The sequence below is a fragment of the Streptomyces sp. AC512_CC834 genome, from assembly GCF_019049325.1.
Classification (GTDB): Bacteria; Actinomycetota; Actinomycetes; order Streptomycetales; family Streptomycetaceae; genus Streptomyces.
The window spans coordinates 1-22,873 of record NZ_JAGMUO010000104.1 but is presented as its reverse complement, the minus strand read 5'-3'; the positions used below and the strand labels follow the sequence as shown (position 1 = coordinate 22,873).

The following is a 22,873-nucleotide window of genomic DNA, read 5'->3' as shown; positions in this document are numbered from 1 at the left end:
CGTGGGCTCAGATCAGGTCCTCGATGGTGATCGGCAGTGTGCGGATCCGTCGGCCCGTGGCGTGGTGCACCGCGTTGGCGATGGCGGCCGAGACGCCGACCTGGCCGATCTCGCCGACGCCCTTGACGCCCAGGGGGTTGACGACGTCGTCCTCGACTTCGATCAGTTCGACGTCGACGTCGGGTGCGTCCGCGTTGACGGGCACGAGGTACTCGCCGAGGCTCGCGTTGGCCCAGCGTCCCGTGTCCGGGTGCGTGTGGTTGGCTTCCAGCAGGGCCTGGCCGAGGCCCCACAGCATGCCGCCCATGAGCTGGCTGCGGGCCGTCTTGGCATTGAGGACCCGGCCGGGCGCGAAGGCCCCGGTCAGCCGCCGCACCCGTACGACGCCCAGGTCCGCGTCCACGGCGACCTCGGCGAACTGGGCGCCGAAGGTCATCATCCCGTAGGGAATGTCGTGGGCGGGCGGGTTCCACTGCCCCACGGCCTCGGCGTCCGGCCGCAGGGTGCGCCGCAGCAGGTCGCTGTACGACTCGGACGCGTCCTCGGCGGTCATGACGCCGTCCCGCACGACCACGCGGATCGGGTCCGCACCGTACAGCGGCGAGCCGGGGTCCGCGACGGCGGCGGCCACGAGTTGCCGGCGCAGAGCCGTGGCGGCGCTGTGCACGGCCGCGCTGATCATGCCGGCGCCGGCCGAGCCGACCGCGGCGGCGATGCTGGGCAGATCGGTGTCACCGTTCTCGAAGCGGCACCGGTCCACGCCGAGCCCCAGGCCGTCGGCCGCGACCTGGGTCATGACCGTGGCGACACCGGTGCCGAAGTCGGGGGTGGCGGCCTGGACGACCGCCGTGCCGTCGGCGTAGAGACGCGCGCGGGCCCGCTGCGGGTTGGCGAGCGGGGCGACCGGGTAACTGGCGGTGGCCATGCCGGTGCCGATCAGCCAGTCGCCTTCTCTGCGGATGCCCGTGCGGGGGTCACGGCCGGCCCAGCCGAAGCGGTCGGCGCCGCGCTCGTAGCACTCCCGCAGGCCGCTGCTGGACCACGGATGTCCCGTCATGGCGTCGACGTCGGTGTGATTGCGCAGCCTCAGCTCGATCGGGTCCAGGCCGAGTTCGTGCGCGAGTTCGTCCAGTGAGCACTCGAGCGCGTGCATGCCGCTGGCCTCGCCCGGTGCGCGCATGAAGGTGGGAGTCATGGTGTTGGCACGGAACAGCCGGTAGGCGCCCTCGTAGTGGGGGCACGCGTAGATCTGCGAGGACGTGCCGATGGACGGTTCCGCCCAGTCGTCGAAGTGGGAGGTCGGGGAGAGCTTGAGGTGCCGTATGACGGTCAGCCGGCCCTCGCGGGTCGCACCGAGCGTCAGATGCTGCTCCTGTTCCTCGCGGTGACCGACCGACGTGAACATCTGCTCGCGGGTGAGGAAGAGCTTGACGGGCCTGCCGACCGCGCGTGCCGCCATCGCGGCGAGCGTCGGATGGGCGTGGATCATCGCCTTCGATCCGAAGCTGCCGCCGACGTAGTGGCCGAGGACCCGGATCCGCGCCATCGGAACGCCGAGCAGCCGGGAGACGGTCATCTGGGTGGCGTTGACGCCCTGGGTGGCGTCGTACAGCAGCAGGTCGTCGCCGTCCCACTGGGCCGTGGTGCAGGACGCCTCGAGCGGGTTGTGGTGGTTGGCCGCGTAGGTGTACGTGCCGTCCACCGTGACGTCGGCCTCCCGCAGCCCGGCGTCCACGTCGCCGCGTTCGATGCGGCCCGGCAGCCAGCCCCCGAAGATCCGCTCGGGTTCGTAGGTCAGGTCGCGCCCCTGGTCGAGGGTGGTGACGGGAGGAGTCTCCTCGTAGGAGACGCGCAGCAGCCGTCCCGCGTGCTGGGCCCGCTCCCAGGTGTCGGCGACGACCAGCGCGATCTGCTGGCCCGCGTAGTGCACGGTGTCGTCCTGCATGGGGAAGAAGGTCTGACCGGGTGCCGCCGTGCCGCCGAGCGAGGGGATGAGCGGGGGCTGTTCGGCGATTCTCGGCAGCGTCTGGTGGGTGAGGACGGCCAGTACGCCCTCCTCGGCCAGTGCGGCACCGGCGTCGATCCCGGTGACTCGTCCGGCGGCGATGCGGGAGCCGACGACGTACGCGTACGCCATGTCCGGGATGGGGATCTCGGCGGAGTACCGCGCGTGTCCGCCGACCTTGGCGTGGCCGTCGACGCGGTCGAGGGGCTGTCCCGTGGCGGCGGGCGCGGGCCGGATGGTCGCGGTCATGACGGGCTCCCGGTTCCAGGCCTGGGCGACGGCCCCGTTCCCGTTCCGTCGCCGAGTGTGCGCAGGGCGCGGACGATCGCGCGCTGGGCGAGTTCGACCTTGAAGGCGTTCATGGGGGTGGGCCGGGCGTCGGCCAGCTCCACACGTGCGGCCATGGCGAAGTTGTCGGGTTCGGTGGTCGCGCCGACGAGGAAGTCCTCGGCCCGTCGGGCCCGCCAGGGTTTGGTGGCTACGCCGCCGAGGGCCATGCGTACGTCCGCGATCGTGCCGTCCACCACGGACAGCGCGACCGCCACCGAGACCAGCGCGAACTCGTACGATGCGCGGTCCCGGACCTTGAGGTAGAGCGACTGGCGCGCCACCGGTGTGGCCGGCACCTCGATGCCGGTGATCAACTCTCCGTGTTCCATGGGGTGTTCGCGGTGCGGGGAGTGAGCGGGGAGGAGGAAGAAGTCGTCGGCGGCGTGGGTCCGTTCGCCCTTCGGTCCCAGGGTGTGCACCCGGGCGTCCAGGGCCACCAGGGCCACGGCCAGGTCCGAGGGGTGGGTGGCGATGCAGTGTTCGCTGGTGCCGAGCACGGCGTGCGTGCGGCTGAAGCCTTCGATCGCCGAGCAGCCGGTGCCCGGTTCCCGCTTGTTGCACGGGGACTCGGCATCGCGGAAGTACGAACAGCGCACGCGTTGCAGCAGGTTGCCGCCCATGGACGCCATGTTGCGCAACTGCGGAGACGCTCCCGACTCCAGCGCCTCGGCCATCATCGGGAAGCGCTCGCGTACGACGGGGTCGGCGGCGACGTCGCTCATCCGGGCCAGTGCGCCGATGCGCAGGCCGCCTTCGGGGGTGACGTCGATGCCGGTCAGCGGCAGGTCGTTGATGTCGACCAGCCGGCGGGGGTTCAGCACTTCCTGCCGGAGCAGGTCGACCTCGGTGGTGCCGCCGGCGAGGAAGTCGCTGGTGGGGTCCGTACTGACGGCCTCGACGGCGTTCGCCGCGTCGGTGGCACGGAGGTAGGAGATGGGCCGCACAGGAGTCTCCCTAACTCTGGTCGCGGACGGCGCGGATCGCGGCCCGGATGTTGGGGTAGGCGGCGCATCGGCAGATGTTGCCGCTCATCCACTCCTTGATCTCGGCGTCGTCCTCCGCGTGGCCTTCCTCGATCAGGGCCACCGCGGACATGATCTGGCCGGGCGTGCAGTAGCCGCACTGGAAGGCGTCCTGCTCGACGAAGGCCCGTTGCACGGGGTGCAGTTCCTCGCCAGGACCCTCGCCCTGACCCTCGCCTGGACCCGCGCCCGGACCCTCGCCCGGGGAGAGTCCTTCGATCGTCGTGACCTCGTGGCCCTCGCAGGTCAGCGCCAGGGTGAGACAGGCGAGTGCCCGCCGTCCGTCGACCCACACGGTGCAGGCTCCGCAGGTGCCCTGGTCACAGCCCTTCTTGGCGCCGGTCAGGTCCAGGTGTTCCCTCAGCGCGTCCAGGAGGCTGACGCGTGGCTCGATGTCGAGGCTGTGCTCGGTGCCGTTGATCGACAGGGTGATCCGGACCGGATCGGGTCCTCGTTCCAGTCCTCGTTCTGCCGGAGTCGTGCCTCGCCGTGTGAGGGCCGGGCCGGGAGCGGACATGGCGCACCTCCAAGTGCAACGCGTCCTATTCTCTTATGGGTTCATTTGGGGCGCAAAAGGTGGCTTCACGCTCTGTACGCCGGCGTATGCGTGAATCCGGTCCGCACGCCCCCTAACGGCGTACGCCCAGTAGTCCGGGTCTCCTCGGGGGGCGACAGTGGCACTGGCCGTGCGCCGTCGGCCCGGATCCAAGCCTCGGTCCCGGTCCACCGTCTGCGAGGGAGCGTCGATGTCTCGGACCACGGAGTCGCGGCCCGCCGTGCCGGCGGACGCGCCCCGCCGTCCCACCTCATGACGCACCCCGGGACCCTCGTCCTGATCATGGCGGCCGCCGTGCTGGCGCCTCTCCTCGTCCACGCGACGGGGCGGCGGATCCGCATCCCCCTGGTCATCTTCGAGATCGGCCTGGGCATCCTGGTCGGCCCGGACGTACTCGGCTGGGCCCACCCCGACGACGTCGTCGACACGCTTGCCGACCTCGGCCTGTCCATGCTGATCTTCCTGGCCGGGTACGAGATCGACTTCGCCGCCGTCCGGGGCGACACGCTGCGCCGCTCCATGTGGTCCTGGCTGGTCTCCCTCGCCGCCGGCATCGCGCTGGCCCTGGCGATCAGCGGCGGGGACGTCTTCGAGGCGTTCGTCATCGGTACCGCGCTGACCAGCACCGCGCTGGGCACCGTACTGCCGATGCTGCGGGACAGCGGCGAACAGCGCGGCCGGTTCGGGGCGGTGATGTCGGCGTTCGGCGCGGTCGGCGAGTTCGGGCCCGTGGTCGCGGTGGCGCTGCTGCTCAGTGGGCGCAGGCCGGCCGAGTCGGCGGCGCTGCTGGCCGCGTTCGGGGCGATCACGGCCGCCGCCGTGTTCTGGGCGCTGCGCCCGAGGCCGCCGTGGTTCGCCCGGCTGACCGAGCTGACCCTGCACAGCAGCGGCCAGTTCGCGGTCCGGTTCGTGATGCTGCTGCTCGCGTGCATGCTGGGCCTGGCCGAGGCCTTCGGCCTCGACGTCCTGCTGGGCGCGTTCGCCGCGGGCGTCCTGACCCGTCTCGTGCTGCACCGGGCCGCGCCGGCGAGCAGCGAGGTGGTCCTGGGGAAGGTGGAGGCCATGGGCTTCGGCTTCCTCGTGCCCCTCTTCTACGTGGTCACGGGCATCGAGTTCGACCTGGCCGCGCTGCTGCACGACCCGGGCGCCCTGCTGCTGGTGCCGGGCTTCCTCCTGCTCGTCCTGCTGGTCCGCGGTGTCCCGGTGTACGCGCTCGCGCCCAGGGATCTCGGCCGTACGGACCGGGTGGCGCTGGCGCTGTTCGCCTCGACGTGCCTGCCGCTGGTCGTCGCCATCACGACCATCGGCGTCGACCAGGAACTCCTCGGCACGGATCAGGCGGCCTCGCTGGTCGGCGCCGCGATGATCTCCGTACTCGTGCTCCCGCTGACCGCGATGCGGCTGCGGTCGGGGGCGGGGGCCCGCGGAACGGGCCGTAGGGCGCACCCGCCGCACGACGGCGAGAAGGGCGGCGCGAAGGACTCGGAGGCGTGGTGACGCCCGTCTGCGCGTCCTATCTCGGCCCAGGTGGGCGAGCGGTTCGTCGCGGAGGGCGGAGTGTGCCCGCGGGTGACGGTCGGGTCGGTATGCTCCCCGCCGTGACCACGTACGACTACGAGAAGGACGGCGCGGCGATCTACCGCCAGTCCTTCGCCACCATCCGCGCGGAGGCCGACCTCTCGGGCCTGCCCGCCGACGTCAGCCGGGTCGCGGTCCGGATGATCCACGCCTGCGGCATGGTCGACCTCGTCCGCGACCTCGGTCACACGCCCGGTGTGGTCGCCCGCGCCCGCGAGGCCCTGCGGGCCGGTGCGCCCGTCCTCTGCGACGTGCGGATGGTGGCCAGCGGCGTCACGCGCAGGCGGCTGCCCGCGAACAACGACGTCGTGTGCACCCTTTCCGACCCCGCCGTCCCCGAGCTGGCGGCCAGGCTCGGCACCACGCGCAGCGCCGCCGCCCTCGAACTGTGGCGCGACCGGCTGGAGGGGGCCGTGGTCGCCGTCGGCAACGCGCCCACCGCGCTCTTCCGCCTCCTGGAGATGATCGAGGAGGGGGCGCCGCGCCCGGCCGCCGTCATCGGCGTGCCCGTCGGCTTCGTCGGTGCCGCCGAGTCCAAGGACGCCCTGGCCGCGCACCCCTCGGGCCTGGAGCACCTGGTCGTACGGGGCCGTCGCGGCGGCAGTGCCATGGCCGCCGCCGCGATCAACGCGATCGCGAGCGAGGAGGAGTGAGCGGGGGGTAGGTGGCACGGGGGGGAGCGGACGGGCTCCGGGTCGGTCCCGGGCGTCCCGGGCCCGGTGGTGTCGGCGCCGCGTCAGTCCCGGGGCGGGCGTCTCGCGTGCGCCTCAAGGACCCACCGCGCCGCCTGCTCCGGCCCGGTCGCCACCGGTACTTCGTCGGGCACCGGCGGCCTGCGCACCACGATCACGGGCACCCCGGCCTCACGGGCGGCCGTCAGCTTGGGTGCGGTAGCCGCTCCCCCGCTGTCCTTGGTGACCAGGACGTCGATCCGGTGCCGGCGCAGCAGTTCGCGCTCGCCGTCGAGGGTGAAGGGGCCGCGGTCGAGCAGTACCTCCGTACGGGGCGGACGATGCCCTTCGGGGGCCTCGACGGAGCGTACGAGGAACCACAGGTCGGCCGGGTCGGCCGGGTCTGCTGAGGCCGCGAAGTCCGCGAAGGCCGCGAGGCCCATTCGGCCGGTGGTCAGGAAGACCCGTCGGCCGAGCGCGGGCAGCAGTGCGGCGGCTTCCGCCAAGGAGCCCGCGTCATGCCAGACGTCCCCCTCGACCGGCGTCCAGCCGGGGCGGCGCAGGGCGAGGAGGGGGACACCGGCGGTGGCGGCGGCCCGTGCCGCGTGGAAGCCGATCGTGCCGGCGAAGGGGTGGGTGGCGTCGACCAGCAGGTCGACGGTGTGCTCGCGGAGCCAGGCGGCGAGTCCCTCGGCGCCGCCGAAGCCGCCGACGCGGACCTCGCCGGGCGGCGGCGTCCGGGGCGCGGACACCCGTCCCGCCAGGGAGTTCGTCACGCGCAGTCCCGGCAGCGGTCCGGCCGCCAGCAGTTCGGCGAGGCGGCGGGCCTCCGTGGTGCCGCCGAGGATCAGCACGTGCACGTGACGCTTGGTCCCTTCGTGGAGCGGCTGGGCGGAGAGTTGGAGTTTGTCGCAGCGCCCCACACCCAAGCACACGGGCCTCCCTCGGGTGGTCACGAGCCGCAGCAGCCACCCTCCTGAGTCTCCTCGACGGCCACGGCCACCCCCGTCGTCGCGATCGCACCGAGCTGGACCGGCTGCTGCGGCGCGGGCGCGCAGCAGCCACCACCGTCGGCCTGCTGGGAGTCGGGGGCGTCGGGGGCGTCGGAGGTGTCGAACAGGCCCGCGCCGCCGCAGACCCCGGTTTCGGGGAGGGTGAGTTCGACGCGGTCGGCCGAGTCGAGGTCGCCGGCGATCGCGGCGACGACGGAGCGGACCTGCTCGTACCCGGTCATGGCGAGGAACGTCGGGGCGCGGCCGTAGGACTTCATGCCGACCAGGTGGAAGCCCTGCTCGGGGTGGGACAGTTCGCGGTGGCCGTGGGGGTACACGGTGCCGCAGGAGTGCTGGTTGGGGTCGATCAGCGGGGCGAGTTCCGCCGGGGCCTGGAGGCGCTCGTCGAGGCGAAGGCGGATCTCGGAGAGGAAGGACAGGTCGGGACGGAATCCGGTCAGCACGATCACCTCGTCCACCGGTTCCAGGCGGCGGCCGTCCTCGCCCACCAGGACCAGGCGGCCGTCACCGTCGCGTTCGAACGACTCGGTGCGGAAGCCCGTGACGGCGTCGGCGTGGCCGTCGTCGACGGCGGCCCTCGCGGCGAGGCCGAGCGCGCCGCGGGCGGGCAGTTGGTCGGCGGTGCCGCCGCCGAAGGTGGAGCCGGAGATGCCACGGCGCAGGATCCACACCGTCTTCGTGCCGGCCCCGTCGGCCGCCTCGGCCAGCTCGGCGAGGTACGCGAGCGCGGTGAAGGCGGAGGCGCCGGAGCCGATCACGGCGGTGCGCCTGCCGGTGTGGCGGGCGCGGACGGCCGGGTCCGTCAGGTCCGGGACGCGGTACGAGATGCGGTCGGCCGCCGCCCTCTCGCCGAGCGCGGGCAGGCCGCTGCCGCCGGCCGGGGACGGGGTGGTCCAGGTGCCGGAGGCGTCGATCACGGCGCGGGCGAGGATCCGCTCCTCGCGGCCGTCGGCGTACTCGGCGTGGACGACGAAGGGCTGGGCGTCGCGGTCGGCGTCGACGACGCGGTCGCGGCCGGCCCGGGAGACGCCGGTGACGGTGGCGCCGGTACGGACCTTGTCGCCGAGGGCGTCGGCGAGCGGCTCGAGGTAGCGCTCGGCCCAGTCGCCGCCGGACGGGTACGTCGCGGGGTCGGGCCGGGTCCAGCCGGTGGGGGCCAGGAGCTTCTCGGCGGCCGGGTCGACGACCTCGCCCCAGGTCGAGAACAGGCGTACGTGGCTCCACTCGCGCACGGCCGCGCCGGGGCCGTCCCCCGCTTCCAGAACGAGTGGCTCGATGCCCCGTTCGGTCAGGTGGGCGGCGGCGGCGAGTCCGACGGGACCGGCTCCGATGACGACGACGGGGAGCTGCTGCGTGCTCATGATGCTCGGTCTCCTTGAGGGGCGAAGGGGGTCAGCGCGGGTGAGTGAAGGCGTCAGCCGGATGTGCTGCCGGCGTTCGGTGTATCGATGTCAGTCGATACGTGTCCACGCCTCGGAGCTTGCCACCCGTATCGACAAGTGTCAACATAGACGTATGTCGAAATCAGAGGTCGTGGAGCTGCCCGTCCCGCAGGACGGTGACGTCGTGCCGTGCTGCCCCCCGATCACCGCCGGGGAACTGTCCCAGGCAGACGCGGAGAAGACGGCCGCCATGTTCAAGGCCCTGTCGGACCCGGTGCGACTGCGCCTGTTCTCCAAGATCGCCTCCCATCCGGGCGGAGAGGCGTGCGTGTGCGACATCGCCGACGTCGGCGTCTCCCAGCCGACCGTCTCCCACCACCTCAAGAAGCTGCGCGAGGCAGGCCTGCTGACCTCCGAGCGGCGCGGCACCTGGGTCTACTACCAGGTCGCCCCGTCCGTGGTGGCGGCCATGTCCGCCATGCTCGACCTGCGCGGCTGACACCCGCCGACGCGGCTGACGCCGCCGACCGCGGCCGGACCGTACCCCCGCTGGCGCTCCGCCCCTCGCGTCACGGGGCCGTCGTCACCGCGTCGGTGGTGAACCTCTTGCGCCAGGCGAGCGCGACGTAGACCAGGCCGATCAGGACCGGGACTTCGATGAGCGGTCCGACGACGCCGGACAGGGCCTGGCCGGAGGTGACACCGAAGGTGGCGATGGCGACGGCGATGGCCAGCTCGAAGTTGTTGCCGGCGGCAGTGAAGGCGAGGGTGGCCGTGCGGTCGTAGGCGAGGCCGATCGCCTTGCCCAGCAGGAAGGTGCCGAAGAACATGACCGCGAAGTACACCAGCAGCGGCAGCGCGATGCGGACCACGTCCAGCGGCTGGGAGGTGATGGTCCTGCCCTGCAGGGCGAAGAGGATGACGATCGTGAACAGCAGGCCGTAGAGCGCCCACGGGCCGATCTTCGGCAGGAAGTTGGACTCGTACTTCTCTCGGCCGAGCCTCTTCTCGCCGATGCGTCGAGTGAGGAAGCCCGCGAGCAGTGGGACCCCGAGGAAGATGACGACGTTCAGGGCGATCTTCCACATGGAGATGTCCAGGTGTTCGCCGTCACCCAGGCCGAGCCAGTCGGGCAGCAGGTCGAGGTAGAACCAGCCGAGCAGGCCGAACGCCAGGACCTGGAAGACCGAGTTGAGCGCGACGAGCACGGCCGCTGCCTCGCGGTCGCCGCAGGCGAGGTCGTTCCAGATGATGACCATGGCGATGCAGCGGGCCAGGCCGACGATGATCAGGCCGGTGCGATACTCGGGCAGGTCCGGCAGGAAGATCCACGCGAGCGCGAACATCACCGCCGGGCCGACGATCCAGTTGATCACCAGCGACGAGGCCATGAGCCTGCGGTCGCCCGTGACGGCGTCGAGCTTGTCGTAGCGGACTTTCGACAGGACCGGATACATCATGATCAGCAGGCCGAGCGCGATCGGCAGGGAGATCCCACCGACCTCCACCTTCGCCAGCGCGTCGTTCAGCCCTGGGACGACCCGTCCGAGCCCGAGGCCGACGGCCATGGCGACGAGGATCCACACGGCCAGGTAGCGGTCGAGGGTGGAGAGCTTCCTGACGATCGAGTCGTCCCCGCCCCCACCCCCGGCCCGAGCGGAAGCGGTGGTGGGCTCGGTGGAGGTCACGGGCAGGCCCTCTTGTTCTCGGCGGCGGTGCGGGCGGCGGCGGCGAGCTCGGCGAACCGCTCGGAGAGCCCGGCCAGGACCTCGGGATTGAGCCTGTAGTAGGTGTAGCGGCCGCAGGGCTCGGTCTCCACGATCCCGGCCTCGCGCAGCACCTTCATGTGGTTGGAGAGGTTGGTCTGTTTGGCTCCGGTCTCCTCGACCAGGTGCGTCGTGCAGAGCGTCTCGCGCGACAGCAGGGTCACGATCTTCAGGCGGAGCGGATCACCCAGCACGCGGATCACATCAGGATCGACTGAAGTCAGCATGCGCTGATACTCTCACATCATCGTCCGCTGATACCAGCGGAGGCTGAAGTCAATGGCGGCCGGGTTCCGCCGTGCGACGAGAGAGAACGATCACCATGGCCGAGTCTTCCGGCAAGCCGTCCGTCCTGTTCGTCTGCGTCCACAACGCCGGCCGCTCCCAGATGGCCGCCGCGTGGCTGACCCACCTGGCGGGCGACCGCGTCGAGGTCCGCTCCGCCGGCTCCGCTCCCGGCGATCAGGTCAACCCGGCGGCCGTCGCGGCCATGGCCGAGGTCGGCATCGACATCTCCCAGGAGACACCGAAGATCCTCACCGTCGACGCGGTCCGCGAGTCCGACGTCTGCATCACCATGGGCTGCGGGGACACCTGCCCCGTCTTCCCCGGCAAGCGCTACCTGGACTGGAAGCTCGAGGACCCGGCCGGCCAGGGCGTCGAGGCCGTCCGCCCGATCCGCGACGAGATCAAGACCCTGGTCGAGAGCCTGATCGAGGACCTGATCGAGGGCCTGATCGCCGAGACCGCCCCGGAGAAGCCGGAGGCGACGGCCTGAGCGAGATGGACATACGGGCATATGGATATACGGCACTCACCGCTCCCCTCCGCCGCCGGCATGCCGGGCGTGCGGGTTGGCGAGCAGGTGGCGGGGGTCGGCGGCGCGGGTGATGGCGGACTCGACGGCGGCGACGTGGTCCGCGAGGAGCCCCAGGGCGGCGACGGCACGGGTGAGCGGGTCGTCGCCCGGGCCGCCGAGGGTGCGGGCGCGGACGTGGGCGGTGCGCACCTCGGCCCAGCGGGCGGCCTGGTCCGGAGTGAGGGTGCCGCGCAGTTCGGCGAGCTTGAGGAGGTTGGCCTCGGCTCCGTGGGTCAGGGTCTGCGCCTCGGCGGTGTAGTGGTCGTCGAGGACGGCGGCGCGCTCGGCGTCGTTCATGACGGGGCGGACACGCTGGGCGATCTTGTTCATGTTGCGGTAGGAACCTTGGAGCCGGAAGGGCGGCTCCGTACGCGCGGCGTCCTCCTGGGCCGCGGAGGCGATGTAGGCGGCGTTGACCGCCAGCACGGTCTCGCGGGCGGCGACGAGGTGGCGCAGGACGGACAGGACGCGCTCCAGCTCGGCCGGCGGACAGGCGTGGGTGAGGCGGTCGGCGCGTGCGGCGGGGTCCTGGGCCGCGAGGCGGACGAGCAGCTCCAGGTCGGCCCGGTCGCGGCCGGCGAGCGGGGCGAGGACCGGGTTCGCGGTGAGCGCGTTCTCCAGGAAGCTCAGCGCGAAGGCCTCCTCCTTGCCGGTCAGGACGTCGCCGAGGTTCCAGACGTCGGCCCGGTTGGCGAGCATGTCGGGGACCTGGAAGCGGGCGCCCGACTCGGTGTAGGGGTTGCCGGCCATGCAGACGGCGAAGCGTTTGCCGCGCAGGTCGTAGGTGCGGGGCCGCCCGTCCCACACGCCGTCGACGCGGCGGGTGGCGTCGCACAGCGGGATGAACTTCTGGAGGAGTTCCGGGGAGGTGTGCTGGATGTCGTCCAGGTAGAGGAGCGTGTTGTTCGCGGACGCCAGCGCGAAGTTGATCTTCTCGATCTCCTGGCGTGCGGTGGCGTTCGGGGCGTCGGCCGGGTCGAGCGAGGTGACGGTGTGACCGAGCGCGGGGCCGCTGATCCTCACCAGCATCAGGCCGAGGCGGTCGGCGACGTACTCGACCAGGGTGGTCTTGCCGTAGCCGGGCGGGGAGAGGAGCAGCAGGAGGCCGCCGGTGTCGGTGCGCTTCGTGCCGCCGGTGGCGCCGAGCTGTTTGGCCAGGCTGTCCCCGATGAGCGGGAGGTAGACCTCGTCCACGAGGCGGTTGCGGACGAAGGCGGACATGACCCGCGGGCGGTGGTCGTCCAGCCGCAACCGGGCGCGTTCGGCCGTGACCAGCGCGGTGCGCCGCCGCTGGTAGGCGCGGAACGCGGGTACGTCCGTCGCGGCGAAGCGCGCGGTGCGGGCGAGGAACTCGTCGAGGCGCAGCGTCAGTCGGCCACCGGTGATGCGCGGGTGCGTGCCCAGCAGCCCCTCCGCCGTGGCCGTCGGCGGGGCGTCCCCGTCGTAGCGGGTCAGGTCGGGGCAGAGTTCGGCGGCGACCGCCTCCGCCAGGTCACCGGGGGTCGGGTCGGTGCCGGTGCCGGTGCCGGTGGTGGCGTACGACGAGATCCACGCCTCGGCGAGCTGTCGGCGGGCGGCGAGGTCGTCGAGTGCGGCCAGGTCCTCGTCGTAGGCCGGGGTGCCCACCGTGCGGCGGAACTTCTCCAGCAGCGTGCGCGTACCCGCGCCGAGGACGAAGCCCTCGGGGGCGACGGTCAGTTCGTGAAAGAGGTACGAGGCGACCGCGCCCCCGGCGACACCGGTCGTCCCCCCTTCGCCTGCGCCCTCCCCCTCCCCCTCCCCCTCCCCCTGCTCCGCGGTCGGGGTCCATGCGGAGATGGCGCGGGCCAGTTCGGCCTCCAGGTCCGCGATCGCGGTGGAGAGGCCGAAGGTGTCGCGGGCCCGGGCCAGTGACACCGCGCGCCGCTGCCATGTCTGGCGCGCGGCGGGCGTGGTGCCGTGAGCCCAGAAGAGCTGGGCGGCGGCGCGGGCGGCCGGCTCGTGGGCGAGCGTCCCGGCCTGCTCGTGCAGGGGCAGGAGCGCGGTCAGGAGGACCGTCGCGTCGTGGTCGTGGACACCCCGCTCGTAGCCCTCGTCATACGCCTGCTGCGCGGCCTCGCGGACGAGGGCGGGCAGGTCGTCGGCGGTGGCGAGGGCGCTCGCGCCGTGCCCGCGCAGCAGGCGGGCGGCGAGGTGTTCGGCGCGGTAGACGCCGGGGGACTCCGAGGGCAGGGATCGGTCCCAGTAGGGGCTGGTGGCCGCGAAGCCGGGGTCGGTGACCGGCGCGCGGTAGTCGGTGCCGGTGAGGGCGAAGGCGAGTCCGTCGCCGTCGGGGACGAGGGTGAGGTCGAGGGGCTGGGTGTTGACGGCGAAGCGGTGGGCGCCCAGGCGCAGGGTGCGGCCGTCGTCGGCGTACAGGTCGACGCGGTCGCGCAGGGCGCGGGAGGCCTCCTGGCGGGCCGACTTGAGGCGGCCGTCCAGTTCCTCGGCGCGGACGGTGTCCCCGAGGGCGCGCAGTTCCCCGGCGGTGCGGCGGACCTTGGCCGGCATCGGGTCGGAGGCGAAGTAGGTGCTGACCGCGTCGGCGTCGGCGAGAGTGACGCACCGCCGGGTGATCGTCTCCAGGATGCGGGCGGCGGAGGCGGCGAGTTGTTCGGCGCGGCGGGCGCGGGTGTCGTCGAGTGTCTGCTTGCGGGCGGCGAGCGTCTCGTAGATCTCGGCGCGCCGGTCGGCGAGTTCACCGAGGAAGCCGTCGAACTCCGCGAAGCGGGACTCCAGGTCCTCAAGTCGGGCCAGCAGCCGTGCCAGTTGGTCGTCGCAGCGCTCGGGGGTGTCCGCGGCGGCGAGCGCGGCGGTGACCGCCTGGCCGAGCAGGGCCGTCTCGGCGGCGAACTCGGCGCGGCCCTCGTGGTCGAGGAGGGCGCGGCGGCGGGCGTCGAGGACGGCGCGGGCACGGTTGACCCCGCCGAGGACCGCGGCGATCCGCTCCAGCAGGGCGGTGCGGACCGTGGCGTCGCCCATGTCGAGTTCGGCCACGACGTCGGTGACCGTGCGCAGTCCGTCGGCGAGTTCGTCGAGCCGGGCGGCGACGGGGGCCGCCTCGGCGACGGTGGTGACGGCCTCCGCGTCCGCGGCAAGGCGCTCCACGTCCTCGCGCTGGGTGTCGAAGGCGTCCTCGCGGGCGAGGAAGGTCACCGCCCGCCGTCCGAGGTCGGCGAGGGCGTCCTCGGCCTCGCCGGCGAGGGCGTCGATGCCGGGGGCGTCGGCGTACCGCATCTCCTTGACGTTCAGCAGGTGCCCGTGGGCGTGCCGCAGTTCGGTGAGGCCCCGTACCCAGGCGGCGGCCTGGCGCGGTGCCTCGCCGCGCAGTCGGCGGACCACGGCGGCGATCCGCTCGGCGGCCTCGTCGCGGGCCCCGGCCGCCCGCCGGGTCAGGTCCCGCACCGTCTCGAACTCGGCCAGTACCTGCTCGGCGGTCCCCCGTACGGCGGCCAGCGCGCCGGCCAGGTCGCCCAGGTCGTCCTCGCCCAGCCAGTGGTGGCCGTCGGCCGCGCGCACGCAGGCCGCGGTCAGCGCCCGGTAGCCCTCGGCCGTGGTGATGCCCTCGCCGACGGCCCCCGCGACGGACAGACAGGCGGAGATGCCGCGCACGAGGTCGGCGTTGCCCACGCGGGCCAGCGGGCCGCTCCCGGTGGGCGCGTCGGCGGCGTGCGTGTCGGAGACGTACGGCGAGTGCCATAGCTGCACGGGATGCACCTGGGCCGGTTCGTCGCCGTCCGCGCGCAGCACGGCGAAGGTGCCGTCGCCGGACAGCGCCCAGCCCCGGCAGGGCAGCGGGTTCGCGACCTCCTTGCGGATGGTGTTGTACGACAGCAGCAGGCCCCGGCTCTCGCCGCGCGCGTGGAAGGCGTACAGCACGTCCTCACCGTTCGGGGAGCGCGTCTCCCGTTCGAACTCCAGCCCCGCCGCGTCGAGTTCGTACGCCTTGTGGACGCCCGTGGCCAGGCAGTAGCCGCCGGGGAAGACGATGCCCTGGTCGTCGGGCAGGCGCCGGCAGGCCAGGCCGATGCCGTCCAGGCGGACCACCGACTTGGTGAGGGTGTTGAACACCAGGTGGCGGTCGGTGTCCTCCTTGTAGGGCCGTACGCGCAGCAGGATCAGGGCGCCGACCCGGGCGTGCGCGATGTCCGCGTCGGCCAGCGCCTGGAGGGGCTCGGCGACCGGCTCGCCGTGGATGCCCCGGTCCGTCTCGGTGTCGTTGTCCAGCTTGACGGTGAGGGTGCCGCCCACGGCGCTGACGTAGAACTCGCCCCGGACGGAAACGTGCGGATGGCGGCCCAGGACGTGGTCCTCGCGGCTCGCGCCGGTCCACTCGAAGTCGTGCGACGGGGGGAAGACGTCGTCGCGTTCCCCCCGCGCGTCCAGGAACCGGGCCCGCCCGTCCTCGGTGAGCGTCCAGCGCAGGACGCGGATGTCGTCGGCCTTCTCGCCGGTGCGGAAGACGGCGAGCAGCCTGCCGTCGACGGGGCGCAGCCGCAGCAGCCGGGCCTGCCGGTAGTAGCGGTGCAGGTCGGCGAACTCCCGTACGAAGGCCCGGTCGTCGAGCAGGCCGGGCACGGCCGAGTGGGGCAGCGGGTTCAGGTCGCGGTCGTAGAGCGTGAAGACGTCCGCCACCGCGGTCTGCGCGCGGTGACCCGGGCGGCCGGTGGAGCCGAGGAGCAGGGTGTCGCCGACGGCGGCGATGTCGCACGGCACGCCCGGGTGCTCGGTGCGCAGCCGTTCGGTGCCGGCCAGTTCGAGCCGGGCCGACCCGAACTCCTCGACCCGGCGGGTGTTGAGGAGTTCGGCCCGGCGGGTGAGTTCGGCGCTCTGCGCGGCGAGCCGGTCGCGCAGCACCTCGTACGCGCCGGCGTCGGCGGTGTCGGCGGTGTCGCGCGGGCCCGTCGTAGCCGTCGTAGCCGTCGTCCCCGTTGTCGTAGCCGCCGTAGCCGCCGTAGCCGCCGTAGCCGTCGTCCCCGTCGCGTCGGTCGTGTCGGTCGTCCCCGACGTGTCCCTCGTAGCCGTCTCCGGAGCGGTGGCCATGAGCGGTTGGTCCTTCCAGGATGCGGGGTGCCGAAGCCGCCGACCCCCGTGCGGCAGCCTCGGCACCCGGTCTGTGGTGGCCGGTCAGACCCTGGCCGTGCCGTTCAGGGCGGTGAGCGGCGTGTCGGCGAGCCCCAGTTCACCGGCGCGGTCCAGGAGCCGCTGCACCTGCCCGGCGTCCGTGCCGCCCGACTTCATCAGCTTCATCAGCAGCGCGGAGACCGTCAGGTTCTGCACGTCGGCCGTGGAGAACGAGCCGAGTACGCGGGTCAGGTCGTCGGTGAAGTTCGACGAGCCGTCCAGCCAGGGACCGGCGAGAGCCTGTGCGGTCTCGGAGTGCTTCACGAACCCGTCGACGCCCTTGCCGAGTGCCACCGAGGACATCAGCCGGTCGAAGAAGACCGTGTCGCCGCCCACGATGTCGATGTCGGCGTGCTCCAGGCCGGTGGCGAGCACCGTGGCCTGGGCCTCGGCGACCTGCCGCTGCACGTCGAGACCGGCGAGCCGGATGTCCTTCTCGGCCTCCAGGCGCAGCCGGTACTCCTCGTGACCGCGCGAGGCGTCGTCCAGGGCGGCCATCGCGGCGGCCTTCTCGGTGAGTCCGGCGGCCTCCGCCTTGAGCTTGCCGCCGATGGCCTCCGCCTCGGCGAGGGCCTTGGCCCGCGCGCCCTCGGCCTCGGCCCGCATCCGGGCCTCGGTCGCCTCCGCCTCCGCGCGGCCGGCCTTCTCGATGACCTCGGCCTCCTTGTCCCGCACCTGCACCGCGGCCAGCCCCTGGGCGGCGGCCTCCGCCTGGAGTCCCTCGGCCATCCGCAGCTTGGCCTGCGCGTCGAGGTCGGCGCTCTTCAACCGGGCCTCGGCCAGGGTGAGTTCCTCGGCGGCACGGTGGGTCGCCGCCGACTCCGCCGCCTCGGCGGCCTTGATGTCCTTGACCAGCCGCTCCTGCGCCTGGGCCTCGGCGGCGATGATCACGGTCTGCCGGTCCCGCTCTGCCTCCTCCACGGCGCGCAGCTTCTTGATGGACTCCTCCTGCTCGGCGACCGTGCGGTCCACGGCGACGCGCTCGCGGATGACCTCGGCGATGTCCCGCCTCTCCGCCTCGACCTCCTTCTCGGCGGCGATCCGCGTCAGCTCGGTCTCCCGCTCGCGGCCGATGACCTCGAGCATGCGGTCCTTCTCGATGCGCTCGTTCTCCACGGCGATGACCCGCTCGCGGTTCTTCGCGGCGACCGCGACCTCACGGGCCTGGTTCTCGCGCTGCACACCGAGCTGCTCCTCCGTACGCAGGAACGCCCCCTGCGACCGCAGCCGCTCCTCCTCCACCACCCGCGCCGTCTCGGCCTCCTCGCGGGCCCGGGTCGTGTCGATCTCGCGCTTCTGCTTGATCTCGGCGTCCTTCTGGCGGCGCTCCAGCTCCAGTACGGCCTCGCGGGCGTCGACGTTCTGCCGGGTGATCTCCTTCTCCTCGGTGCGCCGCGCCTCGTTGGTGCGTACGTGCTCCACGGCGGTCAGCTCGGTGATCTTCCGGATGCCCTGGGCGTCGAGGACGTTCGCCGGGTCCAACTGGGTCAGCGGCGTCTGCTCGAGGTAGTCGATCGCCGCGTCCTCGAGGTGATACCCGCTGAGGTCTACGCCGATGACCTCGATGATCCGGTACCGCAGCTCCTCGCGCTTGGTGTAGAGGTCGGTGAAGTCCAGTTGCTTGCCGACGGTCTTCAGGGCCTCGGAGAACTTCGCGTGGAACAGTTCCTGCAAGGTGTCCCGGTCGCTGGCGCGGGCCGTGCCGACCGCCTGGGCGACCTTGACGACGTCCTCGGCGGTCTTGTTGACCTTGACGAAGAACGAGATGCGGATGTCGGCGCGGATGTTGTCCCGGCAGATCAGCCCCTCCTTGCCGGCCCGCGTGATCTCGATCGTCTTCACCGAGATGTCCATCACCTCGGCCTTGTGCAGCACCGGCAGCACCACCTGACCCGTGAAGGTCACGTCCACCTTGCGCATCTTCGAGACGATCAGCGCCTTGCCCTGCTCCACCTTGCGGAAGAGCCGCGAGACGCCGAACAGCACGACGGCGACGAGGAGCAGGCAGACGACGGCGAGGACACCGATGACTTCCATGAGGCGTACGTCCTTACGGCAGGAGACGGCAGGAGACGGCATGTGACGACGGGAGACGGCATGAGCCGGCTGGGGCAGCGGCCGGGTCACGGCAGGCGGCAGCCGTGCCGGGGCCCCGGCCGGGGCGAGATGTGCGTGTTTCAGCGCGTCGGCGTGCTTCAGCGCGCTTCAGCGTGTTTCAGACGGCGCGGACTGCGCAGACCGCACGGCGGTCGTGCGCCGCGGCACCGGCGGCGCGAGCGGCGCGGCCGGGTTCGTCAGGGCGGAGCCTGTGGAGGGGGCGGACGAAGGAACTGTTCGTCGTCATCGTCCTCATCGTCCGCCCCCTCTCCGCAGTGCTCCCCGTGCACTCATGATGCGTGAGGGTGCCACGTGTGCGCATTGCCGGTTTCCGGAAGCGTTCACCAGGGCTTGAGTGCCGGTGATCCGCCAAGAGGGCGCCGTGCGGGCCGGGTTCGGTGCGCGGGTCAGTGGTGGGCGTGGGCGACGGCGTGGCCCTTGCCGCGGCCGATCATCCACTTGTTGACCGGCGTGGTGAGGACGAAGGCGACGGCGAGGCCGCCGAGCAGGGCGGACCAGAACAGGCCGTCCGACAACTGGGCGTCCATCGCGCCCGGCGTGAGGGCGATGATCCCGTTGTCGACCAGTTCCATCACCGCGATGGAGACGGTGTCGGCGGCCAGCGCGACCTTGACGGCGGACTTGAGGTCCAGGCCGGCCCGGACCACGCCGAACAGCGTGAACGAGTAGCCGAAGACGAACGCGAGCGCGATCGCCAGGGCCATGGTCGGTGCGTTTCCCCAGGCCAGGGCGGTGCCGATGACCATGCCGAGGATCTCGCCGACGGCACAGCCGGTCAGGCAGTGCAGCGTCGCCCGCGCCGCCATTCCCCAGGACGCCGAGTGATGGGCGGAGTGGTCCATGGCCTTTTCCTTCCGGTGCGTGCGTCTCTTACATCTCGTACGTAGGGAGAACCATACCCCCTAGGGGTATATTCCCAGCACCCTGGAACCGACCGCGCCGCGTCATACCGGAAGCCGATCGGAAGCGCATCGGAACCGCAGAAATCTGGTTCCGGAAGCGCCGGCACTGGTCGGATCGATCGATGCACAAGGCACATCGGCCCACTCGGGGCGCGTGCCGTATCCGCTCAGCCGGATACCGGCGGCAGTGAGGTGACAGATGAGTAATACACGCGTCCCGCCCGGCGCCCGGGGTTCCTACCCCGCACCCGGGCTCGCACTCACACACGGTCACGTACGCAACCAGGCCCTGACCGTGATCGCGGTCCCGTTCGTCCTCATAGTCGTGCTGGCCGTCGTGCTCGCCACGGCCGGCCGCGACGACGGGACGTACTCCACCGACGGGCTCTACGGCAGCGGAGCGCTTCCGGACTGGGGGTCCGGCGGCACGGACGAGGGCACGACCGACGACGGGACCTCGGACGACGGGACCAACCCCGACGGATCCGGCGGCCTGACCGGCGAGGACACCTACCCCTGGGACGACGACGGAACGACCGACGAGCCGACCGACGACACGTACGACGACGGCACGTACGACGACCCGTACGACGACACCACGGACGACACGGCGACGGACGACACCGCCACCGACGAGGACGGGGACGGGGAAGGGCCGGAGGCGACCGTGACGGCCTACTTCGAGGCCATCAACAACCGCGACTTCGCGACCGCGTGGGAGCTGGGCGGCAAGAATTTCGACCAGGACTACGACCACTTCGTCGCCGGCTTCGAGACGACCCAACGGGACGACATCACCGTGCACGGCACCACGGGCGACGACGTGTCGATCACGATCGTGGCCTGGGAGACCGACGGCACGCAGACGACGTACGAGGGCACCTACACGGTGAGCGACGGCGTCATCATCTCGGCCGACATGCGGGAAGGGAACTGAGCAGCCATGACCACCCACGCCGGCCCGCCGCCCCCGGACACCACGAGCAACGCCACCCGCCTGCTGTGCGCGGGCACCTATCTCGACCCGGTCTACCGCAAGGCGGTCATCCGGGAGCTGCTGACCCACCGCTACCGGGTGGTGGCCCCCTCCTACGGCTACGACGCCGCGCCCGTGCTGGCGCACGCGCTCGCCGCCCACAACCTGCGCCGCAACCAGTTGATCGCCCTCGGTACGGGGACCCTCCTCGTCGTCCTGCTGCTCGCCGCGGGAGTACTCAACGGACTCACGGCGGTCCTCTTCGTCTTCTGGATCGCCTGGGCGACGATGTTCCTGCGCCGCCTCGCCATCCTCCAGACCCTCACCGAGCACCTCGCACCGCCGGCGGACGACCGCAGGGGGTTCGACGGCGCCCACCCGGTGACCTCGCGCCTCACCCCGGAGCTGGTCGGCAAGATCAACGCCGAGCAGGCACAGGACACGGTCTGCTACGGCGGCTACAAGCCGTTCGTCGGCGCCGGCCACTCCGTCCGCCGGTGGGCCAACGCGGAGTTGCTGCTCGGCGCTCCGGTGGCCCGTGACGACACGCTCGGGCAGGGCCTGCTCAACGGGCGCGTCCCGACCCAGCACGGCTCCGCCCAGAACGGCTCCGCCCAGAACGGGTCGCCGGGCGGGACCGGACCGACCGAGCGCAAGCCGATCATCCCGTTCACCGTCGAGGACCTCACCACACGCGTCCACGCCCAACTGCTCGCGGAACTGCGCGACAGACCCGCGCCGAGCGACCGGATCCAACTGCTCTCCGTCGACCGGCGCCGATTCACCAAGATCGTCGGGAAGGTCGACGCCGACGAGCCCGTCGCCGTGCTCCTCGACGCGGCCGACGCGGCCCACCCGGACGAACACTGGCGCGAGGACTACGACGCGCGGCGCGAGTACCTGTCCATCCGGATCGGCGCCTGGCAACAGGAGCTGGTCACCTCGGTGTTCATCGGGTTCGACATCAAGGGCAGCACCCTGCACACCGAGTTCTACACGTACGTGCTCGGTCCCGTCCCGGAGGGCTTCCACCTCGTCGACCGGCTGCCCGCCACGATCGACGGCAAGCTCATGTGGCGCATCGCCTGGGACGTGACCCGCAGCGCGCCCGGCGAACTCCTGCGGCTGATCACCAACCCGCTGCGCGAGCGGCTGCCCAGCCGATCCGGCAACGACACCGTCCGCAAACTGGTCGCCCAGCCGGCCGACACCAGCGAGTTCCGGCTCGGCCGCTACGCGCTGGCCGTCGTGGACCGCGGCGCGCTCACCAGCGTCCGCGAACTGGCGCCCAGCAACGACTTCCACCACTTCTTCCAGGAATCGGACACGATCAAGTACATCCAGATCATCGAGCGCCATCTGCTGCAGATCGTCGGCGACTTCCTGCTCGACCACGACGTGGACACCAGCGAGCACGAGGCCCGCCAGACCAACATCCTCCAGCAGAACTTCGGCGCGGGCAGCAACAACAACTTCGGCAACAACCAGAGCGTCGGCAACAACAACACCCAGACCTCCGGCAACAACTCCGGCGTCACCAGGGAGGCACGACCCGTATGAGCGGCCAGCACATCCGCGGCAACCGGTCCGGCCAGAACAGCAACAACAACTACGGGGGCAACCAGAGCGTCGGCGACAACAACATCCAGACCGCCGGGGACAACTCCCCGGTCCACGCCCCGCCCTCGGCCCCACCCTCGGTCCCGGCCCCGGCCCCGGGCGGACAGCCGTACGCCGGCGGGTGGGGGCGCGACGCGGCCGCGGTGCCCGCGAACGCCGACCGGGCGCGCGGCGTCTTCGTCGTCCACGGCCGCGACGACCAGGTGCGGCGCGAGATGTACGAGCTGCTGCGCCGGCTCGATCTGCGCCCCAAGGAGTGGGAGGACCTGGTCAGAGCGACCGGTCACCCCTCCCCGTTCCTAGGTGACGTGGTCGCCGCCGCCCCGGCACAGGCCCAGGCGGCGCTCGTCCTGCTGACTCCGGACGACGTCGTCACCCTCCACCCGGAGTTGCGAGGTCACAACGAGCCCGAGTACGAGACCCGACCGGTGTGCCAGCCGCGCCCGAACGTCCTGATCGAGCTGGGCATGGTCCTGATGGCCTACCCCGAGCGCACGCTGATCGTCGAGGTCGGCGGCGTGCGGCCGATCGCCGACATCGCGGGCCGCAACGTCATCCGCTTCGACGGCTCCGACACGGCGCTCGGCAAGATCGTGGAGCGGCTGAAGCTGGCGGGCTGCACGGTCAACGACACCGGCTCGGACTGGCGCCACACCTACCCGTTCCAGCACCTGTCCGCCTACCACCGCCGGCCGTAGCCGTCCGGCGGATCCCGCGCCGCTCGGGGGACCGGCGCAACCGGCCCCCGGGGCACGTCCCGTCACCACGGAACGCACCCCGGGGGCCGGCGCCGTCCCGGCCCGAGAGGACCCGCACTCCCCCGGCCCGGAAGACCCGCCCCACCCCCAGCCCGGGAAGACCAGCCACCCCGGGGCCAGCGCCGTCCCCGGCCCGGGAGAACCCGCGCCACCCCAGCCCCGGAAGACCCGCCAC

The 22,873-nt window shown here is 72.1% G+C and carries 17 protein-coding genes; 7 read left to right on the top strand and 10 right to left on the bottom strand.

Going from position 1 to position 22,873, the window contains the following annotated elements:
* Positions 1-7: 7 nt before the first annotated feature.
* From KUM40_RS33645 to KUM40_RS33635, 3 genes are read right to left on the bottom strand one after another with little or no spacing between them, the layout of a single operon-like run.
* Complete coding sequence (locus KUM40_RS33645; protein WP_217170098.1) at positions 8-2,254, bottom strand: xanthine dehydrogenase family protein molybdopterin-binding subunit; 2,247 nt, start codon at positions 2,252-2,254, stop codon at positions 8-10.
* The gene (locus tag KUM40_RS33640) at positions 2,251-3,279 is read right to left on the bottom strand and encodes a xanthine dehydrogenase family protein subunit M (protein ID WP_217170097.1); all 1,029 of its coding nucleotides are present in this window, start codon (positions 3,277-3,279) and stop codon (positions 2,251-2,253) included. Before KUM40_RS33640 ends, KUM40_RS33645 begins: the two co-directional genes overlap by 4 nt.
* Before the next feature lie 10 nt (positions 3,280-3,289).
* Positions 3,290-3,874 (bottom strand): (2Fe-2S)-binding protein, encoded by a 585-nt coding sequence (locus KUM40_RS33635; protein ID WP_217170096.1) that lies wholly within the window; start codon positions 3,872-3,874, stop codon positions 3,290-3,292.
* Positions 3,875-4,165: 291 nt separating this feature from the next.
* On the opposite strand from KUM40_RS33635, the gene KUM40_RS33630 reads away from it, so the two are divergent.
* Both KUM40_RS33630 and KUM40_RS33625 read left to right on the top strand, forming a co-directional pair.
* Positions 4,166-5,410 (top strand): cation:proton antiporter, encoded by a 1,245-nt coding sequence (locus KUM40_RS33630; RefSeq protein ID WP_217170095.1) that lies wholly within the window; start codon positions 4,166-4,168, stop codon positions 5,408-5,410.
* A gap of 89 nt (positions 5,411-5,499) precedes the next feature.
* Positions 5,500-6,144 carry a precorrin-8X methylmutase gene (locus KUM40_RS33625; protein WP_217170094.1) on the top strand — a complete coding sequence of 215 codons (645 nt, stop codon included), beginning with the start codon at positions 5,500-5,502 and terminating at the stop codon, positions 6,142-6,144.
* Positions 6,145-6,227: 83 nt separating this feature from the next.
* On the opposite strand, the gene KUM40_RS33620 is transcribed toward KUM40_RS33625, so the two are convergent.
* Together KUM40_RS33620 and KUM40_RS33615 are read right to left on the bottom strand one after the other, a co-directional pair.
* Positions 6,228-7,022 carry a cobalt-precorrin-6A reductase gene (locus KUM40_RS33620; protein ID WP_217170093.1) on the bottom strand — a complete coding sequence of 265 codons (795 nt, stop codon included), beginning with the start codon at positions 7,020-7,022 and terminating at the stop codon, positions 6,228-6,230.
* A 92-nt stretch (positions 7,023-7,114) separates the two neighbouring features.
* A complete protein-coding gene (locus KUM40_RS33615) occupies positions 7,115-8,536 on the bottom strand; it encodes an FAD-dependent oxidoreductase (RefSeq protein ID WP_217170092.1) in 1,422 nt (473 codons plus the stop codon).
* A 154-nt stretch (positions 8,537-8,690) separates the two neighbouring features.
* Between KUM40_RS33615 and KUM40_RS33610 the strand changes: the two genes are divergently transcribed.
* Entirely contained in the window at positions 8,691-9,056 is a 366-nt protein-coding gene (locus KUM40_RS33610) for a helix-turn-helix transcriptional regulator (protein ID WP_217170091.1), read from the top strand.
* Positions 9,057-9,126: 70 nt separating this feature from the next.
* Here KUM40_RS33610 and arsB read toward each other — a convergent pair whose 3' ends face one another.
* Both arsB and KUM40_RS33600 read right to left on the bottom strand, forming a co-directional pair.
* On the bottom strand, positions 9,127-10,245 hold the full coding sequence (gene arsB, locus KUM40_RS33605; RefSeq protein ID WP_217170090.1) for an ACR3 family arsenite efflux transporter: 1,119 nt from the start codon (positions 10,243-10,245) through the stop codon (positions 9,127-9,129).
* Positions 10,242-10,550, bottom strand: coding sequence for a helix-turn-helix transcriptional regulator (locus KUM40_RS33600; protein WP_217170089.1), 309 nt, complete (start codon positions 10,548-10,550; stop codon positions 10,242-10,244). The genes arsB and KUM40_RS33600 overlap by 4 nt, the downstream gene beginning before the upstream one ends.
* Before the next feature lie 95 nt (positions 10,551-10,645).
* Between KUM40_RS33600 and KUM40_RS33595 the strand changes: the two genes are divergently transcribed.
* Positions 10,646-11,101, top strand: coding sequence for an arsenate reductase ArsC (locus KUM40_RS33595; protein ID WP_217170088.1), 456 nt, complete (start codon positions 10,646-10,648; stop codon positions 11,099-11,101).
* 36 nt (positions 11,102-11,137) lie between these two features.
* Here the strand turns inward: KUM40_RS33595 and KUM40_RS33590 are convergent, their stop codons facing one another.
* From KUM40_RS33590 to KUM40_RS33580, 3 genes are all read right to left on the bottom strand, one after another.
* On the bottom strand, positions 11,138-16,243 hold the full coding sequence (locus tag KUM40_RS33590) for a DNA repair ATPase (RefSeq protein ID WP_217170087.1): 5,106 nt from the start codon (positions 16,241-16,243) through the stop codon (positions 11,138-11,140).
* 84 nt (positions 16,244-16,327) lie between these two features.
* Complete coding sequence (locus KUM40_RS33585; protein WP_217170086.1) at positions 16,328-18,361, bottom strand: flotillin family protein; 2,034 nt, start codon at positions 18,359-18,361, stop codon at positions 16,328-16,330.
* A 467-nt stretch (positions 18,362-18,828) separates the two neighbouring features.
* A complete protein-coding gene (locus KUM40_RS33580) occupies positions 18,829-19,284 on the bottom strand; it encodes a DUF4396 domain-containing protein (RefSeq protein ID WP_217170085.1) in 456 nt (151 codons plus the stop codon).
* A gap of 259 nt (positions 19,285-19,543) precedes the next feature.
* On the opposite strand from KUM40_RS33580, the gene KUM40_RS33575 reads away from it, so the two are divergent.
* The 3 genes from KUM40_RS33575 to KUM40_RS33565 are packed head-to-tail and all read left to right on the top strand — an operon-like array spanning position 19,544 to position 22,638.
* Positions 19,544-20,281 (top strand): hypothetical protein, encoded by a 738-nt coding sequence (locus KUM40_RS33575; RefSeq protein ID WP_217170084.1) that lies wholly within the window; start codon positions 19,544-19,546, stop codon positions 20,279-20,281.
* 6 nt (positions 20,282-20,287) lie between these two features.
* On the top strand, positions 20,288-21,880 hold the full coding sequence (locus tag KUM40_RS33570) for a hypothetical protein (RefSeq protein WP_217170083.1): 1,593 nt from the start codon (positions 20,288-20,290) through the stop codon (positions 21,878-21,880).
* Positions 21,877-22,638, top strand: coding sequence for a TIR domain-containing protein (locus KUM40_RS33565; RefSeq protein WP_217170082.1), 762 nt, complete (start codon positions 21,877-21,879; stop codon positions 22,636-22,638). The genes KUM40_RS33570 and KUM40_RS33565 overlap by 4 nt, the downstream gene beginning before the upstream one ends.
* Positions 22,639-22,873: the final 235 nt, after the last annotated feature.